Here is a 16,121-nt window from a genome sequence, read left to right on the forward strand (position 1 = left end):
CGGGGGGATCAGTGGATGATCCAGCTCAGCAGCCAGAGGCCGAGCACCAGCCAGATGATGCCGAGGATGATCGAGGCTCGCATGAAGGCGCGGATCGCCGAGTACAGGAACATCAGGCCGATGATCAGGGCAATGATGCTGACGATCGAGGTGTCCATGCCCAGAGCGCGGGACAGGCCGTCGACAAAGTTGCCCCCGGCGTGGGTCAGGGTATTGAACAACCCGCTGAGCAGGTCGACGATAAAGCGGATCACCGAGCCGATGGCCTGGCCGAGCCATTCGAAGAAACTTTCTACCTGCATGTGCGCGTCCTGATGAAAGATGGGCCGAGTGCCCGAGCTCAAGCTTGGGCCATGAACACCCGTGGCGAGTTCCCTGTTAAGCATAGAAGCTGCCGGGGGTTGCGCATTCTGGAGGAGCCGGCTTGCCGGCGAAAGCGCTCTTGCGTCCCACGCCCATCCCCCGGAAGCTATACGCCTTCAGGAGACCCCGATGAACCTAGAGCAACTGACCCAACGCCTGCACGCCATTCGTGACCGCAACGATTGGCGGCAATTTCACAGCCCGAAGAACCTGGCCATGGCCGCCAGCGTCGAAATGGCCGAGCTGGTGGAAATCTTCCAATGGCTGAGCGAGGACCAGTCGCGGCAACTGCCAGCAGACAAGCTGGCCCATGCCGGCCAGGAAGTGGGGGATATCGTCCTCTACCTGCTGTTGCTGTGCAGCGAGCTGGGGTTGGACATGGACCAGGTGGTACGCAGCAAGCTGGCGGACAGCGAACGGCGGTTCTGCTCATGAGCGACCGGCATTTCGACCAGTTGGCGACCCGTTTCGCCGAGAAGATCTATGGCGGCGCCAAAGGCGCGATCCGCCTGGCGGTGCTCCAGGCCGATCTCAAGGAAGCGCTGCCCGAGCGGCCACTGCGGGTGCTGGATATCGGCGCCGGGCTGGGGCACATGTCCTTGTGGCTGGCCGAGCGCGGGCACCAGGTCACCCTGGCCGAGCCTGCCGCGCCCATGCTTGAAGGCGCCCGCCAGCGCTTTGCCGACGCCGGGCAGCAGGCCACCTTCATCCAGGCGCCCTGGCAGGAACTGCTGGGGCAACTGACCGAACCCTACGACCTGGTGCTGTGCCACGCGGTGCTGGAATGGCTGGCCGAACCCCACGCGATCCTGCCGGTGCTGCATCAGTTGACCGCCGCCGATGGCTGGCTGTCCCTGGCCTTCTACAACCGCGACGCACTGGTCTACCGCAACCTGCTCAAGGGCCACTTCCGCAAGATGCGCAAGAACGACATGGCCGGCGAGAAACAGAGCCTGACCCCGCAACAACCCCTTGATCCTCGCGAGCTGGCGGCGCAACTTGAGGGCCTGTGGCGAGTCGAAAGCCAGAGCGGAGTGCGGGTTTTCCACGATTACATGCCGGTGGAGTTCCAGGCCCGTGCCGAGCTGACGGATCTGCTGGAAATGGAGCTGGCTCACCGTCGACACCCAAGTTTCGCCGGGCTTGGGCGTTATCTGCATTGGCTGTGCCGGCCGGTCTAACGGAGTGTGCAATGAAACACCGCCTGGGTCTGATCCTCCTGTGTTCGGGGCTTGCCGCCTGTCAGGGCAGCAACCCCTATGTCGCCAGCTCCAACCCGCTGCCGCCGGCCCCGCCGCAAGCGGCCAACACCTTTGACCGCAGCGCCTACCCGGCGCCGCAACGGGACTATGGCCGCTACCGCAACTGGGCCTGGCTCAATGGCCGCCTGCCCAGCGGTTCGGCCTGGGCCGACTCGGCGCAGATTGCCGAGGCGGTCAGCAATGCCCTGGATCAGCAGGGTTTGCGCCCTGTGCATGACAACCGGCCGGCGGACCTGTGGGTCAGCGCCGACCTGCACCTGGAAAAGCGCCTGCGCCAGGTCCAGGACGACTACGGGTATGGCGGTTACGGCGGCTATAACCGTTATGGCCCGGGCTACGGCATGTACGGCAGCGTGCCGGTGGTGCGCACCTACGAGGTGGAAGTGGTGGTGGTGCGGGTCAACCTGTATGACGGCGCCAGCGGCCAACCGGTCTGGAGCGCCAGCGCCGAGACCAGCAGCCGCGGCAGCCTCGGCGAGCGGGCCGATGCCTTGCGTGAGGCGGTGCAAAAGGCAATGGCGACCTATCCTCCCAGTTAGGATCGCCCCCGGTTTTTGTCTTCAAGCGGAGAAACAGCATGTTCCATCGAATCGCTCTACTGGTGTGTGCCGCCTTGCTCAGTGCCTGCGCCGCCAACCAGGTCAATCATGACTTCGACGCCAGCCGGGACTTTGGCGCCTATCGCAGTTGGAACTGGAAAGAACCCGCCCTGCAATACCGGCCGGATGATCCACGGATCAAGAGCGACTTGACCGAACAGCGCATCCGCCAGGCGGTGGCCGAGCAACTGGACCAGCGCGGCCTGCGTCCGGCCCAGGGCGGTGCCCGGGCCGACCTGAATGTGCAGGCGTACCTGATCGTCGAGGACCGCCAGCAGCAGGTCACCACCAACTATGGCGGCGGTTGGGGCGGCCCGTGGAATGGCTACTGGGGCGGGCCGATGTACAACGAAACCCGCAACATCACCTATAAGGTGGCAACCATCCAGATCGACCTGCTGGACGGCAAGGACGGCAAGCTGGTGTGGCGCGGCAGCGACGAGCAGATGCTCAGCAGCTCGCCCAACCCGGCAGATCGCAGCGCCGCGGTCCGCACCACGGTGATGCGCATCCTGCAGAACTACCCGCCCCACTGAAACCTTCGACCGGGCAGGGCGGCACAGGGTGTGCGGCCCTGCCTGCTGCCGCCAGTCCGGCGCCCCTGCGCCCCGGCCGGCGTCTGCCACGGCCTTTGACTACACTGCTTTCATCGATGGAGATAGCGCTCGGCTGCGAGCCGGTAAAGGAGTGCCCCGATGTCTCCCCTGAAGCGGTTTTACGGCCCGGCCCGTCAGCGCGGGGCCATTGGCCTGATGGCGGCGGTGACCTTCGGCCTGGCGTTGTTGCTGATGCTGCTGGTAGTGGACAGCGGCCGGCTCTACATGGAACAGCGCAAGTTGCAGCGCGTGGCGGACAACGCCGCGCTGGAGGCCGTCAGCCGTGGCGGCACCTGCCAGGCCGGCCTGACGGCCGCCGCCTACGCCGGCCAGAACGCCACCCGCAACGGCTTCACCGTAGCCACCGGCAGTAGCCTGAGCACTTCCTGCGGTTCCCTGACCACCGGGGCCAACGGCCTGCGGACCTTCACTGCCAACCCTGCACAAGCAGTGGCGATACGGGTGATCGCCACCCATACCGTGCCCATCAGCGTGGCATCGGGGGTGGCGGCCCTGTTCACACCGGGGCCGATCAACCTCACCACCCAGCTCAGCGCCACGGCCGTTGCCGCGGCGCCGACGCCCACCGTGGCGCAGTTGAGCATTCGCAGCACCCTGGGCACCGTCAGTACTGCGCAATCGAGCATTCTCAACCCACTGGTGGGCGGGATGCTGGGGGGCAGCCTGAGCCTCAGCGCAGTGGGCTGGAACGGCTTGCTCAACACCAACATCAACCTGCTGAGCTACCTCAACCAACTGGCGATCAATCTGGGGGTGGCCGCTGGCAATTACACCCAGTTGCTCAACACCACCACCAGCGTGACACAACTGATCCAGGCGGCGATCACCGTGGTCCAGGCCAATGGCGCCACCGCCGACATCCTGACCGCCCTGGGCAACCTGCAGGTTGCCGCGATCAATGCCGCGCCCTTGAAGCTGGGAGATATCCTGCAGTTGCAGACCGGCCTGCCCAGCACCGCCCTGGATGCCAACCTGCAACTGTTCCAGCTGTTGCAGGCGGTGATCCAGTTGTCCAACAGCAACAGCGCGGTGGCGGCGACCTTGCCGATCAACGTGCTGGGGCTGGCCAATATCACGGTGCAGGCCAAGGTCATCGAGCCGCCGCAGTTGTCGGCCATCGGCAATCCGGCGCTGGCCAAGGCCGATCCCACGGGCGCCAACCGGATCTATGTGCGCACTGCGCAGGTACGGACCCTGGTGCGGGTCAATCTGTCCCTGCCGCTGGTTTCCGGGTTGAGCACCGCGGTGGGCAACCTGGTGGCACCGTTGACCCCGGTGTTGAACAGCCTGCTGAGCCTGAACCTGGTGGCGACCCTGGGTTCGGCGTTATGCCTGCTGGGGGCGGGGTGCGAACAGCTATACCCGGCCATCGCCTCCTCATCGGAGATCGACCTGAGCCTGGACGCGGGGGGCGCGATTGCCTATGTCACCGACTACAGCTGCCCGGTGAACAACAGCGGGACCAAAAGCCTGACCGCCCATGCCATCAGTTCCATCGCCGACTTGAAGGTCGGCCAGATCGACCCGGCCAATGCCTTTTCGTCTGCCGCCGAGCCCGTGGTGAAGCCGTTGCCGCTGGTGGACCTGGGCATACGCACCTGCTACCAGTTCCTGGTCCTGCCGGGGCGCTGCGACCCGGTGGTGCACTACGCGGGCGGCGGCATCGCGGTGATGGTCAACACCAGCGTGGCGCAGAATACCCAGGATCTGGTGTTCTCCAGCTCGGCGTCGCCGTTTCCGATACCGCCCAACGTCAACCAGACCCCGACTTACCAGACGGCGGCCCCGACCACGAACATCGTCAACAGCCTGGCGGGCACCCTGGCCGGCATCAACCTGATCGTCTACAAACCGGTCAACAACAACCCGCTGGGGGCCATTGTCACGGGGCTGGCTTCGGCCATCAGCGGGGTCAGCAACCTGCTCACGCCGTTGATCACCGGGCTCCTGAGCCCGCTGCTGGACCCTCTGCTGAATAACCTGCTGTCGGGGCTGGGGATCAACCTGATGGACGTGGAAGTGGGGGCCAACCTCACCTGCGGGCAGACCGGCAAGGCCTACCTGGTGATCTGATCTGCCTCGGCGATCGGCAGTTCGATGCAGAAGCGCGCGCCGTCCTGGCTGTTGCTGACGCTCAGGCGGCCCCCCATGTTCTGCACGATGCCATAGCTCACCGACAGCCCGAGCCCGGTGCCGATGCCCACCGGCTTGGTGGTGAAGAACGGCTCGAAGATCCGCTCCAGCAGGCGCGGGTCGATGCCGCCACCATTGTCCTCGACCCACAGGCGTACCCACTGCTCGTCGCGCTGGCCGTACACGGCGATCCAGGGTTTGAAGTCGTGCTGCTTTTCCTGTTTGCCCAGCAGGGCGTCCCGGGCATTGACCAGCAGGTTGATCAATACCTGCTCCAACTGGTCGACAAACCCCAGCACCTGGACCTCGAACCCCAGCTCGCTGATCCGCAACTCCAGACCCTTGCCACGCATGCCTTCGGCCAGCAGCGAGAGGGTGCCTTCGATGGCGTGGGCCGGGTTGAACGGCTGCTGTTCCACTTCCGAGCGCCGGCCGAACACCCGCATGTGGTCCACCACCCGGGCCGCACGCTGGACCTGGGCGTCGATGCGCTTGAGCTTGTCGGTGAGGTAGTCGATCTGCACGTCGCCATTGCCCAGGCGCTTGAGCACGTTGACGATGGCCATGCGCATCACGTTGAGCGGCTGGTTGATCTCGTGGGCAAGCCCGGTGGCCATTTCCCCCAGGGTGGCCATTTTCGCGCTTTGCGTGAGTTGCTGCTGGGCGCGCCGGACTTCGGTGTTGTCGCGGCCCACGGCCTGGATTTCCAGCAGTTGCCCCTGTTCATCGAACACTCCGCGATCCGACCACACCCACCAGGCATGTTCGCGCCCGGGCAATTGCAGGTTGATCTCGGCGGTGCTCACGGGATATTCCGGGCTCAACAGCTTGAGCCGGCGCTCGAAGCCTTCACGCTGTTCGGCGGACAGCCACTGCCCCAGATTGCTGCCCGGCAGTTCCTCGGGGGCGGATTCCAGGTAGGCCGCCAGCGGCCGGTTGCCGAAGGTCAGGGTCAGGTCCGGGCGATAGCGACAGATCATCGCCGGCGAATCTTCCACCAGGATCCGATAGCGCTCTTCGCTCTGGCGCACCTGCTCGGCGGCCAGGGTTGCCTCGGTGACGTCCAGCCACAGGCCGACGGCTTCCACCGGCAACCCCAGGTCGTCGCGCAGCAGCTTGGCTTCGTCCAGCACCCAGTGGTATGCCCCGTGGCGATCGCGCAGCCGATAGCGGGTATGCACACTGCCTTCGCGCAGCAACTGGCGGCAGCGCTGGAAATACAGGTCGCGGTCGTCGGGGTGCACCCACTCCGCCAGGGGCTGCGCCGTGCAGTCCGCCAGGCTCCAGCCCAGCAGGGGTTGCAGGCTGGCGCTGAAAAAGCTCGGCTGCAAGGCGCCTTCCTGGTAACGCTGGACGTAGATCACCGCCGGTGAACTGGCGATCAGGTTGTCCAGCCGGGCATGGGCGGCGGCGGCCTGCTGCTGTTGGTTCTTGATGTCGCTGATGTCCAGCATGAAACCCACCAGGCGTTGGCTTTCCCCTCGGCCCAGGGCCTGGCCCTGCAAGCGATGCCAGCGCTGGGGGGCGCTGGGGTCGGGCTCGTGCAGGCGCACATTGAGCAGCAGCGGCTTGCCCAGTTTCAGTTCCTGCAGGCGGCTGCTGAGTTCGCCGCGGTCGGCGGGATGAATCAGTTCCAGCCAGGCCTGCACGCTCAGGCGAGCGCCATCCTCGGGCAGGTGCAGGCTGGCGGCCAGGCGGCTGGCCAGCAGTATTTCGGCGGTGTCCGGGCACAGCTCCCACCAGCCGGCGCCCAGCAGCCCTTGGAGGGCCTCCAGGCGTTCCAGGTGCAGGTGATGGCGATGCTCCCGCAGGCGACTGAGCAAGGGCCCGGCGAGGGCTGCGGCGAGCATCAGCCAGTCGCGATCCAGCAGGTACGGGGCATGCTGCTGGACCGCGTAGCAGCCGCACAAGAGCCAGGCGGCGACGCCGTGATCATCCCGATACGGCACCAGGAAGCCTTCGCGATGGCCGAAGATGCCTTGCAGTCGCGGGTGTTCGTTGAGGCCCTGGATCTGGTTCAGGTGCTGCGGGGTGTTGCCGCTCAGGCTGTCCAGGCCGGCCCCCAGGGCCTGGCCTTCCTGCCACAGGCGCGGGGCGTCATGGGCGCTGTAGCAGCTGTGGATCACCCAGCCCTGCTCCTGCTCGTCGAGCAGGGCCAGGCCGAGACAGGGAATGTGCCAATAGCGGGCCAGGTCGGTGAGTTGGTCGTGGAGCACGTCCGGCAGGCGGGTCAGGTTGCACAGGCGCAACTGTTCGCTGGCCTGGGCGGCAAACACCCGGCACTGCTCGCGCCCCAGGGCCTGTTGCCGCTGCTGGACCAGGTCGCCGATATCCAGCAGTTGCAGGTGCCATTCCTGCCCACAGCGCTGGACCCAGCCGCGCAGGTGCAGGGGCTGGCCGCCGGCGCCGCGCAGGTCCAGGTCCAGCACCTGGCCGCTCCAGTCGGCAGGGCCGCCCTCAAGGGCCAGGACGCTGCCGGGCAATACGTAGTCCAGCAGGTGCGGTGGCTCCCGGGAGGGGGGCAGTTGGATCAGGCTGTGGCGCAGCGGGCCGTGGCTGCTGAGGATGCGCCCCTGTTGATCGAGCACCAGTTGCAGGCCCACCGCCTGGGGCGGCAGCGGGCTGTGCGGCTGTGCGGCGGGAAGCGCCTGGCGGCCCAGTAGACGTCCGAGCAGCTTGTCGCCAGAGGTCAAAATTGCAGACTCGAGCTAGCGGTCAGGGTGGTGGGCAGGCTGGGTACCGGGCCGATTCCTGGCAGCACCAGCCGCGGCAGTACCTGGTTCAGCTTGCTGGTGGGGTAGTTCACCGAGACCGTCAGCACCCCGGCGCTGTACACCGCGCTGTAGTCGGTGGCGGCGAAGTTGAAGGGCGGGGGAATCCACTGAGTCTGGGTCTGCACCACGCTGTTGGCGAGGTTCTGCACCGTGGTGGCGTAGTTCGGGGTATTGGGGTCGACCATCACCGCGCGACGCACCGCTTCGGCAGTGGCCTGGTGGAACGACTGCATCATCAGCAGCGGCAGGCTGTAGCTGACAAGACCGTAGAACACCGCGAAAAAGATCACGAACACCGCGGCGAATTCGATCGCCACAGCGCCTTTCTGCTTTCTAGGGAGGCCCGGTTTCATGAGTGCGTCTACCCTGACAACCACTATGTCCATTGAGCATAGGACCATTCCGGCAAAAGGGACCGTTCTGGCTAATGCATTTCTGGGTTTTGTGGGTCTGGTTGGCAATCTGTGCGCTGCAGGATTTGCGTCAGCGGCATATTGCCAATGGCTTGACTCTTGGCGCCGCGCTCTTGGCGACGGTCTACCTGCTGTGGAGCGGCACGACCTGGCTGGGGGCCGGCGCGAGCCAGGGCGGTTGGGCGTTGTTGCTGGCGTTGCTGTTCACCTTGCCCGGCTACGCCAGCGGACGAATGGGCGCCGGCGACGTCAAGTTGATGGCGGCCCTGGGGCTGGCCTCCGGCCCCCTGTATCTGCTGGGGACGTTCATCGCCGCCGGTCTGTGCAGCCTGCTCTGGCTGCTTGTGCTCAGGCTCTGGCCCCAGCAGAAACAAGCACTTGATGCCCCCGTGGCAGGGCGCGTTGGGAGGGGGTCAAAAAAATACCCTTTTGCCCCCTTTGTCCTGGCTGGAATGGTCTTAACTGTGAGCGTGATCCACTAGTCGCCGGACCCATTAATGCTATGTACATAGTCGGAAAGTAGGTCTAGGTTTTAAGTCGTGGCTGCCCGGATCATGCGTGGCAGCACAGGAGTGGCCAATCGGCGATTGGCCCGCACGGAGTAGCACGTGAACAAGCTCACCTCACAGATGAAGGTGCTCGTGGTCGACGATCAGCCCCTGATTGTCGAAGAGCTTTGCGAGTTCCTCGAAAGCAGCGGTTACCGTTGTGTCCCTTGCCAAACCAGCCGCCAGGCGCTGGAGTGCTTCAACAGGGACCCGGAAATTTCCCTGGTGCTCTGCGATCTGCACATGCCCGATATGGACGGCATTCAGCTGGTCCAGGAACTGCAACGGATGGCCGGCAAGCAGCGGGTGTTCGAAGCCATCATGCTCACCGGGCAGTCCGACAAGCAGGACGTGATCAAGGCCCTGCGCGCCGGCATCGCCGACTACTACCAGAAGCCCATCGACCTGGACGAACTCCTCGAAGGCCTGCAGCGTCAGGAGGTCGCCTTGCAGGAACGGCAGAAGAACCTGCACCTGGGGCACCTCAACCAGAAGCTGCAGTTTCTTTCCGAATCCATCGATGACCTGTACCAGGACCTGGACAAGGTCCGGCGCAGCCCGGCTACCAGCCGCAGCGAAGAGCCCCGGGGCGAAGGCGCCGGCGAAGCGGATGCCATCGAGATCCCGGCCATCTTCAACCAGCTGTCGCCACGGCAACTGGATGTGGCCCGACTGGTGGGCAAGGGCCAGACCAACTACCAGATTGCCTGCGAGCTGGGGATCACCGAAAACACCGTCAAGCTGTATGTCTCCCAGGTACTGCGCCTGACCCACATGCATAACCGCACACAGCTGGCCCTGGCCCTGTCACCGAGCAATTCCGGGCTGCGCCAGCGGGTGACTGCCCACTGAGCCTGCGGCGGCGAGCCGTTCGCCGCCGGTTGCGGGCTTTCTCCTACTTGGTTTCCACCTTGCCGCCGGCGTCCGGGTCGTACAGGTCCGGGATCTCGTATTTGTATTTCTTCAGCCAGCGCTGCAGCGCCAGTTCGCGTTCGGTGGGCGTGGCCGTCTGAGGCTGGGGCGAGGACGCCAGGTTGCGGTTCTGCAACAGTAGCCAGGCTTCGGTTTCCTGTTGCTGGGGTGAAGCAGGGCCGGCCTCGATGGCCTGGGCGGCCAGGGGCAGCGCCAGCAGGGCAGTGCAATAGAACATCGGCAGTTTCATCATCAGCGCTCCTTGGCGGGTGCGGCGTCTGGCTGCAAGGTGGTAGCGCCACTGGCGACCTGGGTCACCTTGGCGCGTGGGGCGGTCGGGGCCTTGAGCTCTTCGGCGCGGGCCTGGGCCTGGGCGAACTGCTGCGGGTTCAGGCTCGCCTGGCTGACCACTTGCGCGGCCTGCTGCCAGTTGTCCTGGTAGAGCAACAGGGTCACCAGGTTGATGGCCGCCAGGGGCTCGGACTGCTTGAGCTCGATGGCGGTGAGGAACTCGAAGCGCGCATCCTCAATGCGCAACTGGTTGAGGTAGACCACCCCCAGGTCATTGCGGATTCTTTCATTGGTCGGCGCCAGGCGCGCGGCCCGTTGCAGGTGCGCCTGGGCCTGGCCGTTGTCGCCCCTGGCTGCCGCCAACTGCCCCAGGCCGTGCTCGCCTTCGGCGGCCAGGCACGAGCCCAGCAGGCTGCGGTACAAGGGTTCGGCCTCACTGCGGCCCAGCAACCGATAGACTCGCGCCTTGCGTACGCGCACCTCGGCGAGGTTGTCCGGCAGGTTCTGCAGGTTGGCCAGGCTGGCGTGCAGCTTGCCATCGGTGGCCATTTCGTCGGCGAGGTTCACTGCCAGTTCCTGCTCGGAGCTGAGCTTGGCGCAACTGCTGGAGTTGGTCAGGGCCGCCCAGGGCGTCTGGCCGTTGCTGGCGCATCCTCCGAGCAGCAACAGGCTGGCAACGGCAATCATGGCTTTCATCAGGTTCCCTCTTAGGAAGCGAAGGCCCGGGCGATGGCGGTGAAGCCTGGCCCGGCCAGCACGATCAACAGGGCGGGGAAGAGAAACAGCATCATCACCACCGACATTTTTGCGGACATTTTCGAGATGTATTCCTGCAGGCGGGTCAGGCGCCGGTCGTCCAGCAGTTGTTTGAGCGCCTGCAGCGATTTCATTGCCCCGCCGCCCTGCAGGATCAGTTGCTGGAGAATCACGCAGGTGTCGGTGAACTCGTCCACCGCCAGCAGGGTGGCGGTCTGGTTGAGTTCATGGCCCAGCTCCAGCCCCGAGTCGACACGGGCCAGGATCAGGCGCAGTTCCTGGGTCAGTTCCGGCAGCAGCTTTTGCGCTTCGCTGCTCAGTACGCGTAACGCTTGCTCCACTGCCATGCCCGACTCGAACAGGATGCGCAGCAGGGGAATGAAGGTCGAGATCTCCAGGGCGATGTGCTTCTGCCGGCGCTTGGCGGCGTAGGCCAGCGCACGCTTGGGTAGCAGGTAGCCGGCACCGAGTGCCAGCATGGGTACCAGCCACTTGCTCTGGGTCTGGGCAAAGGCCACTTCCTGGATGAAGATCACCAGGCACACGGCCAGCACCGGCGTGGCGATCTGGCTGGCGGCGAACAGTGAGCGCTCTCTGGCGCGGCGCCAGCCCAGACGGTTGAGCAGGGTCTGGGTTTCACTGTCCATGCTCACCGCGCGCTGCCCGAAGCGGCTGTCGCCCAGCAGTCGCAGCCAGTTGCCCAGGCGGCTGTCGCGGGTCATGTTGCCCTGCAAGCGCTGGGCGATCTGGCGCTCGCGCCGGCGCTGTTCCAGCACACCGTTGCCAAGCAGCAGCAACGCTCCGAGAAACATCAGTGCAGCGGCCAGTACCAGCATTTCAGATGCTCCTCAACATGCGCCAAAGGGCCAGGCAGCCGAAGATCTGCAGGCACACCGCGGTGATCAGCATTTTCTGCCCCGCGGAGTCGTGCCACATGCCCAGCATGTAGCCCGGGTTGGTCAGCATGAAGTAGCCCACCAGCAACAGCGGCAGGGTTCCCAGGACCCAGGCGGTCATGCGGGTTTCCCCGGTCATCGCGCTCAGTTGCCGCGCCCCTTGCTCGCGCTCGCGGATCAGCTTGATCAGGTTTTCCAGCAACTCGCTGGCGTTGCCGCCGTAGCGATGATTGACCTTCAGGCCCAGGGCGAACATGCGCAGTTCGTCCTGCTCGTAGAACTCGGCAAAATCGCTGACCGCGTCCGGCAGGTTGACCCCCAGTTGCACGTTGCGCTGGATGCGGCCCATGGCGTTCTTCAGCGGGTCGTTGCTGGCCTCGATGGCACCCAGCACGGCGTCCGCCAGGGTGCGCCCGGACTTCAGGCTGCGCACGCTGTGATCGAGCAAGGCCGGCAGTTGTTCGATCATGCGCTTGAGCCGGCGCTGATACAGCCAGGCGATATACAGCCGCAGCAGCAGGGGTGGCAGGAGGATGCCGCCCAACAGGCCGAGCCAGCTCGCCAGCACATAGCCCAGCAGCATCAGCACCACCCACACCGCCAGCCACAGGCCCAGGCGCTCGCTGGGCTGGCCCAGGCCGGCCCGGGCGAACGCGCGCTCCAGGCCACCCCAGGAGGTGCGTTGCGGCGTCAGGTCGGGCTGCCCTTCGGCCAGGCGGTTGAGCACTCGTTCCCGCTCGGTCTTGCGCACGCCGTGGTAGAACAGCCAGCCGGAAAGCCCCAGCAGAAGCAGGCAGATCAAGGTAAACAGCAGACCGATCATGGGCCACCTCGCCGGTTCAATTGACGCCCAGCCCGCTTTCGCGGCGCAGTTTGTCACCCGCAGGGTTCATCGCCTCGCGCAGGAAGCCGAAGCCGGTACGACGATCCAGGCGAAACAGGGTGTTGGTGACGTAGATGTCGTCACGTATGCCCACCACTTCCACGACTTCGCTGACGCAACGCCGGCCATCGGGCATGCGGGTCAACTGGATCACCACATCCAGGGCGGCACAGATCATCTGCCGCAGGGTGCGCTCGGCGATCTGGCGGCCGGTCAGGCCCACCAGGGTTTCCAGGCGCAGCAGGGCATCCTGGGCATTGTTGGCGTGCACGGTGCTCATGGAGCCGTCGTGGCCGGTGTTCATTGCGGTCAGCACGTCCAGTACTTCCACACCACGGATCTCGCCGAGGATGATCCGGTCCGGACGCATCCGCAGGGCGTTGCGGATCAGGTCGCTGGCCTTCACCTCGCCGTGCCCCTCGGCATTGGGCGGGCGGGTTTCCAGGCGGACCACGTGGGGGTGGCCCAGCTGCAGTTCGGCCACGTCCTCGATGGTGACCAGCCGTTCATGGGGGTTGATCAACTGGCTGAGGATGTTCAGCAGGGTGGTCTTGCCGGTGCCGGTGCCGCCGCTGATCAGGATGTTGCAGCGCTTGCCCACCGCTTCCTGGATGAATTCGAAGATCGCCAGGTCGATGGTCTGCATGGCAATCAGGTCGCTGCTCTTGAGCATGTCCTTGCGAAACTTTCGAATCGACAGGCAGGGCCCGTCCAGGGCGATGGGCGGGATGATCGCGTTGACCCGGCTGCCGTCCGGCAGGCGCGCATCGACCATCGGCGAGGACTCGTCGAGGCGTCGGCCCAGGGGCGCGAGAATCCGCTGCATCACCCGCTCCACATGGTGGGCGTCGATGAAGCGCAGGTCGCTCTGGTGCAGCACGCCTTCACGTTCGACGAACACCCGATGCGGGCCGTTCACCAGGATCTCGGTCACCGCCGGATCGCGCAACAGCACTTCCAGGGGGCCGAAGCCGGTCAGCTCGTCGACGATCTCCTCGGCGAGCCGCTCCATTTCATAGCGCGAGATCGCCAGGTGCATGCGCGCGATGTACTCCGCCACCTTGTCGGTGACGAATTGCGAGAGGTTCTGCCGTGAGCTTTCCAGCAGGTTTTTCCCCGACTCTTCGATGGCATCGATGATGTAGCGATGCAGCACCAGCTTCAGGCCTTCGTGGTCGCTGTTGCCGGCGCCTGCGCGGGGTGGTGCGCCAAAGAGTTTTTCGCCGCTCATCTGCCCCCCATGATGCGATTGAGCCAGCCGGCCTTGGGCTTGGGCAGGCCCTGGGAGCGTTTCGCCAGCCGCTCGCCCAGGGTACGCAGGCTTTGGGTCAGGGCCTCGCGCGGGGCCAGTTCGAACAGGGTAACGCCCTGGTTCTTGGCGTTCAGGCGCACCTCGGGGCTGTAGGCCAGCACCGCGATCACCTCCAGGCCGAAGGTCTTGCCCAGGGTCTCGGAATCCGGTGCCACGGTGCGCAGGTAGCGGTCGACCAGCAAGCGCGCATGCTCGAGTTTCATGCCTTTTTCACGCCAGTGATTGAGTATGGCCAGGTTGCGCCGGCAGTCGAGCACGTTCTGGTCGGTGCACCACAGCAGCTTGTCGCAATGGCTGACGAAGGTACGCAGGGCCTCGCTGTCCGGCTGGCCGACAAGGTTCACCACAATGTGCTGGAAGTGCTGGCGCAAGGCACTGAGGAGCATGTACAGCTCCGCCGCGCTGGTGTGCTCCAGAGGCGCGTCGTGGCTGGCGTAGGCGAGGATCCGCAGGCCCGCCTCGGCGCTGGTGAAGGCGCTGTCGATCAGCGTGGCATCCAGGCGCCGCAGGTGGCGCAGGGCGTCGCCGAAGTGGAACGAGCTTTCCAGGCCCAGCAGCGCCAGGCTGTCGCCCCGGGGCAGGCCCAGGTCCAGCAGCAGGGTCTGCTGGCCGCTCTTTTGCACTACCAGCGCCAGGTGGCTGGCCAGGAGGGCGCCGTCGCCATCGCCCTGGGCGCCATAGAGCACGGTCAGGCCGCCCAGTTGCGTGTTGGGTGTCACTGCCGGCAGGCGTTTGCTCAGACGCCGGACCAGCCCGGCGACTTCACTGGAGCGCGAGCCGTAGGCGACGAAGTCACGGGCGCCGGCGCGCATGGCATTGAGCACCAGCTGGTTGTCCATGCCATCACCGAGGGCGACGATCGCCAGCATCGGCTTGGCCTCCAGGGCGCCTTCGATCAGGGCCGCCTGGGCCACCACGTGTTCGCGATCGAGGCCGACGAACACCAGGTTGGCGAAGGTCACATCCACCAGTGCCAGCAGTTCGTCGAGACTGCCATCGGCACCCACGACCTGGCCCAGGGGCGCCAGGGCGCCTTGCAGCCACTCCAGGTCGGTGCTGTTGCGGGTGATGGCGAGAAACGTCTGGCTCAGGTCCTGGTTCATTGCGACAACCCGCTGCGCTTGTCGAAGTTGCCGTTCTCGAGGAAGAACATGCGGTAGAAGTTCGGGTCGTAGTTGCGCAGCCGTTCGCCGGGCAGGGCCGGCAGCTTGGCGTCCGCGGCCAGGGGCTGGACCAGGTGCGGGGTCACTACCATCAGCAGTTCACGCTCTTCGCGATTGATCGTGGTGTCGCGAAAGAAGGCACCGAGCACCGGAATGTCCCCCAGCCCTGGAAACTTGTTCACTTGAGAGCTGTTGTTGGTGCTGATCAGGCCGCTGATGACGAAGCTTTCGCCGTCGGCCAGGGAAATGCTGGTATCGGTGCGGCGTATGGTCAGCGCCGGGACTTGGGTCCCGGCAATGGTCACGGCGTTGCTGTAGTCCAGTTCGCTGACCTCCGGGGCAACCTTAAGGGAGATACGCCCGCGGTCGACGATAGTGGGCGTGAGGGTCAGGCGGATACCGAACTCCTTGTATTCGATGGTCACGCTGTTGCTGCCGGTGCTGGGCACCGGGATGGGGATTTCGCCCCCGGCCAGGAAGCTTGCGCTCTGGCCGCTGAGGGCCACCAGGGAAGGCCTTGCCAGGGTATAGGCGAAGCCGCTGCCTTCCAGGGCGTTGATCAGGGTCAGCACCCGACCGTTGCCGAAGCCGATGTTGAAGGTGCCGTTGTCCAGCGGGATGTTGGTCCGGCGGCCGCCGAAGGTGGGGGTCACGCTGCCGGAGGTGCCACTGGTAACGGGGGCGGTGCCGGGCGCGCCGAACAGGAAGTTGTGCCCGCGGCCGAAGATCGAAACGCTGGCCTCCTTGAGCTTGGTGCGGCTGACTTCGACAAAGCGGATGTCGGTCTGCACCTGGCTGGGCAGCAGTGGATCGTCACTGGCCGGCAGGCGGCCGGTGCTCATGTCGGCGGTGGCCCGGCCCTGGACAAACACCATGCTCTGGCGTGGGGTACTGGCGCAGGCGGTCCAGACCATCAGGCTGGTGGCGCCGGGCGCCATGCCGGTGAGCAGGAAGGCTTTGTTGCCGGTGGTCTGGACGTCCGCGATCTTGGGGTCGCCCACCGCCAGGCGGGTGATGGCCACCGCAGATTGCAGCTCCTGCTGCAAGCCTTCGCCGATCTCCAGCACTGCGGGCAACGGTGCCAGGCTCGAACAGCCTGCCACCGCCGCAGCCAGGGCCTGGGTGCAGAGCAGCGGGCCAAGGCTCAGGGTCAGCAGTGCGGAGAACAGTGGCATGGAACGACTGCGCATGTAGTGCAT

At 65.5% G+C, this 16,121-nt stretch carries 17 protein-coding genes; 7 read left to right on the forward strand and 10 right to left on the reverse strand.

All coding sequences use genetic code 11. The features are described 5' to 3' along the window. Positions 1 to 8: 8 nt before the first annotated feature. Positions 9 to 302 (reverse strand): hypothetical protein, encoded by a 294-nt coding sequence (locus tag AC1RMG_RS26325; RefSeq protein ID WP_011059050.1) that lies wholly within the window; start codon positions 300 to 302, stop codon positions 9 to 11. A 190-nt stretch (positions 303 to 492) separates the two neighbouring features. Between AC1RMG_RS26325 and AC1RMG_RS26330 the strand changes: the two genes are divergently transcribed. From AC1RMG_RS26330 to AC1RMG_RS26350, 5 genes are all read left to right on the forward strand, one after another. Further along, the gene (locus AC1RMG_RS26330) at positions 493 to 798 is read left to right on the forward strand and encodes a MazG-like family protein (RefSeq protein ID WP_011059051.1); all 306 of its coding nucleotides are present in this window, start codon (positions 493 to 495) and stop codon (positions 796 to 798) included. After that, positions 795 to 1,544: a methyltransferase gene (locus AC1RMG_RS26335; protein WP_011059052.1), complete on the forward strand. Its 750-nt coding sequence runs from the start codon at positions 795 to 797 to the stop codon at positions 1,542 to 1,544. The genes AC1RMG_RS26330 and AC1RMG_RS26335 overlap by 4 nt, the downstream gene beginning before the upstream one ends. Before the next feature lie 11 nt (positions 1,545 to 1,555). After that, the gene (locus tag AC1RMG_RS26340; RefSeq protein WP_015634003.1) at positions 1,556 to 2,164 is read left to right on the forward strand and encodes a DUF4136 domain-containing protein; all 609 of its coding nucleotides are present in this window, start codon (positions 1,556 to 1,558) and stop codon (positions 2,162 to 2,164) included. Between the two features lie 38 nt (positions 2,165 to 2,202). After that, on the forward strand, positions 2,203 to 2,760 hold the full coding sequence (locus tag AC1RMG_RS26345; RefSeq protein WP_011059054.1) for a DUF4136 domain-containing protein: 558 nt from the start codon (positions 2,203 to 2,205) through the stop codon (positions 2,758 to 2,760). A gap of 159 nt (positions 2,761 to 2,919) precedes the next feature. Then, complete coding sequence (locus AC1RMG_RS26350; protein WP_262213968.1) at positions 2,920 to 4,914, forward strand: pilus assembly protein TadG-related protein; 1,995 nt, start codon at positions 2,920 to 2,922, stop codon at positions 4,912 to 4,914. On the opposite strand, the gene AC1RMG_RS26355 is transcribed toward AC1RMG_RS26350, so the two are convergent. Both AC1RMG_RS26355 and AC1RMG_RS26360 read right to left on the reverse strand, forming a co-directional pair. Then, entirely contained in the window at positions 4,899 to 7,667 is a 2,769-nt protein-coding gene (locus tag AC1RMG_RS26355; protein ID WP_493170584.1) for an ATP-binding protein, read from the reverse strand. The two genes, AC1RMG_RS26350 and AC1RMG_RS26355, sit on opposite strands and share 16 nt — an antisense overlap. Next, positions 7,664 to 8,101, reverse strand: coding sequence for a TadE/TadG family type IV pilus assembly protein (locus AC1RMG_RS26360; protein WP_011059057.1), 438 nt, complete (start codon positions 8,099 to 8,101; stop codon positions 7,664 to 7,666). Before AC1RMG_RS26360 ends, AC1RMG_RS26355 begins: the two co-directional genes overlap by 4 nt. A gap of 74 nt (positions 8,102 to 8,175) precedes the next feature. On the opposite strand from AC1RMG_RS26360, the gene AC1RMG_RS26365 reads away from it, so the two are divergent. After that, positions 8,176 to 8,643, forward strand: a complete 468-nt coding sequence (locus AC1RMG_RS26365; protein WP_053148875.1) for a prepilin peptidase — start codon at positions 8,176 to 8,178, stop codon at positions 8,641 to 8,643. Between the two features lie 126 nt (positions 8,644 to 8,769). Then, a complete protein-coding gene (locus AC1RMG_RS26370) occupies positions 8,770 to 9,561 on the forward strand; it encodes a response regulator (protein ID WP_493170586.1) in 792 nt (263 codons plus the stop codon). 43 nt (positions 9,562 to 9,604) lie between these two features. Here AC1RMG_RS26370 and AC1RMG_RS26375 read toward each other — a convergent pair whose 3' ends face one another. Genes AC1RMG_RS26375 through AC1RMG_RS26405 form a run of 7 tightly spaced genes read right to left on the reverse strand, consistent with a single transcriptional unit; the run spans position 9,605 to position 16,112 of the window. Beyond that, a complete protein-coding gene (locus AC1RMG_RS26375; protein WP_015634009.1) occupies positions 9,605 to 9,874 on the reverse strand; it encodes a DUF3613 domain-containing protein in 270 nt (89 codons plus the stop codon). Further along, positions 9,874 to 10,608: a tetratricopeptide repeat protein gene (locus tag AC1RMG_RS26380; protein ID WP_053148881.1), complete on the reverse strand. Its 735-nt coding sequence runs from the start codon at positions 10,606 to 10,608 to the stop codon at positions 9,874 to 9,876. Before AC1RMG_RS26380 ends, AC1RMG_RS26375 begins: the two co-directional genes overlap by 1 nt. Before the next feature lie 11 nt (positions 10,609 to 10,619). Continuing rightward, the gene (locus AC1RMG_RS26385) at positions 10,620 to 11,504 is read right to left on the reverse strand and encodes a type II secretion system F family protein (RefSeq protein WP_493170588.1); all 885 of its coding nucleotides are present in this window, start codon (positions 11,502 to 11,504) and stop codon (positions 10,620 to 10,622) included. 1 nt (position 11,505) lies between these two features. Further along, complete coding sequence (locus AC1RMG_RS26390) at positions 11,506 to 12,387, reverse strand: type II secretion system F family protein (protein ID WP_041115745.1); 882 nt, start codon at positions 12,385 to 12,387, stop codon at positions 11,506 to 11,508. A 16-nt stretch (positions 12,388 to 12,403) separates the two neighbouring features. After that, positions 12,404 to 13,678, reverse strand: coding sequence for a TadA family conjugal transfer-associated ATPase (locus AC1RMG_RS26395; protein ID WP_011059064.1), 1,275 nt, complete (start codon positions 13,676 to 13,678; stop codon positions 12,404 to 12,406). Beyond that, complete coding sequence (locus tag AC1RMG_RS26400) at positions 13,675 to 14,862, reverse strand: CpaE/TadZ family protein (RefSeq protein WP_015634013.1); 1,188 nt, start codon at positions 14,860 to 14,862, stop codon at positions 13,675 to 13,677. The genes AC1RMG_RS26395 and AC1RMG_RS26400 overlap by 4 nt, the downstream gene beginning before the upstream one ends. After that, on the reverse strand, positions 14,859 to 16,112 hold the full coding sequence (locus tag AC1RMG_RS26405; protein ID WP_053148923.1) for a type II and III secretion system protein family protein: 1,254 nt from the start codon (positions 16,110 to 16,112) through the stop codon (positions 14,859 to 14,861). The genes AC1RMG_RS26400 and AC1RMG_RS26405 overlap by 4 nt, the downstream gene beginning before the upstream one ends. Positions 16,113 to 16,121 lie beyond the last annotated feature (9 nt).

The organism is Pseudomonas sp. GW822-FHT04H02, from assembly GCF_058800645.1.

Bases quoted from the DNA above. Each gene is read 5' to 3' on its own strand.
- AC1RMG_RS26325 (WP_011059050.1), bottom strand. From the start codon at position 302: ATGCAGGTAGAAAGTTTCTTCGAATGGCTCGGCCAGGCCATCGGCTCG.
- AC1RMG_RS26330 (WP_011059051.1), top strand. From the start codon at position 493: ATGAACCTAGAGCAACTGACCCAACGCCTGCACGCCATTCGTGACCGC.
- AC1RMG_RS26335 (WP_011059052.1), top strand. From the start codon at position 795: ATGAGCGACCGGCATTTCGACCAGTTGGCGACCCGTTTCGCCGAGAAG.
- AC1RMG_RS26340 (WP_015634003.1), top strand. From the start codon at position 1,556: ATGAAACACCGCCTGGGTCTGATCCTCCTGTGTTCGGGGCTTGCCGCC.
- AC1RMG_RS26345 (WP_011059054.1), top strand. From the start codon at position 2,203: ATGTTCCATCGAATCGCTCTACTGGTGTGTGCCGCCTTGCTCAGTGCC.
- AC1RMG_RS26350 (WP_262213968.1), top strand. From the start codon at position 2,920: ATGTCTCCCCTGAAGCGGTTTTACGGCCCGGCCCGTCAGCGCGGGGCC.
- AC1RMG_RS26360 (WP_011059057.1), bottom strand. From the start codon at position 8,101: ATGAAACCGGGCCTCCCTAGAAAGCAGAAAGGCGCTGTGGCGATCGAA.
- AC1RMG_RS26365 (WP_053148875.1), top strand. From the start codon at position 8,176: ATGCATTTCTGGGTTTTGTGGGTCTGGTTGGCAATCTGTGCGCTGCAG.
- AC1RMG_RS26375 (WP_015634009.1), bottom strand. From the start codon at position 9,874: ATGATGAAACTGCCGATGTTCTATTGCACTGCCCTGCTGGCGCTGCCC.
- AC1RMG_RS26380 (WP_053148881.1), bottom strand. From the start codon at position 10,608: ATGAAAGCCATGATTGCCGTTGCCAGCCTGTTGCTGCTCGGAGGATGC.
- AC1RMG_RS26385 (WP_493170588.1), bottom strand. From the start codon at position 11,504: ATGCTGGTACTGGCCGCTGCACTGATGTTTCTCGGAGCGTTGCTGCTG.
- AC1RMG_RS26390 (WP_041115745.1), bottom strand. From the start codon at position 12,387: ATGATCGGTCTGCTGTTTACCTTGATCTGCCTGCTTCTGCTGGGGCTT.
- AC1RMG_RS26395 (WP_011059064.1), bottom strand. From the start codon at position 13,678: ATGAGCGGCGAAAAACTCTTTGGCGCACCACCCCGCGCAGGCGCCGGC.
- AC1RMG_RS26400 (WP_015634013.1), bottom strand. From the start codon at position 14,862: ATGAACCAGGACCTGAGCCAGACGTTTCTCGCCATCACCCGCAACAGC.
- AC1RMG_RS26405 (WP_053148923.1), bottom strand. From the start codon at position 16,112: ATGCGCAGTCGTTCCATGCCACTGTTCTCCGCACTGCTGACCCTGAGC.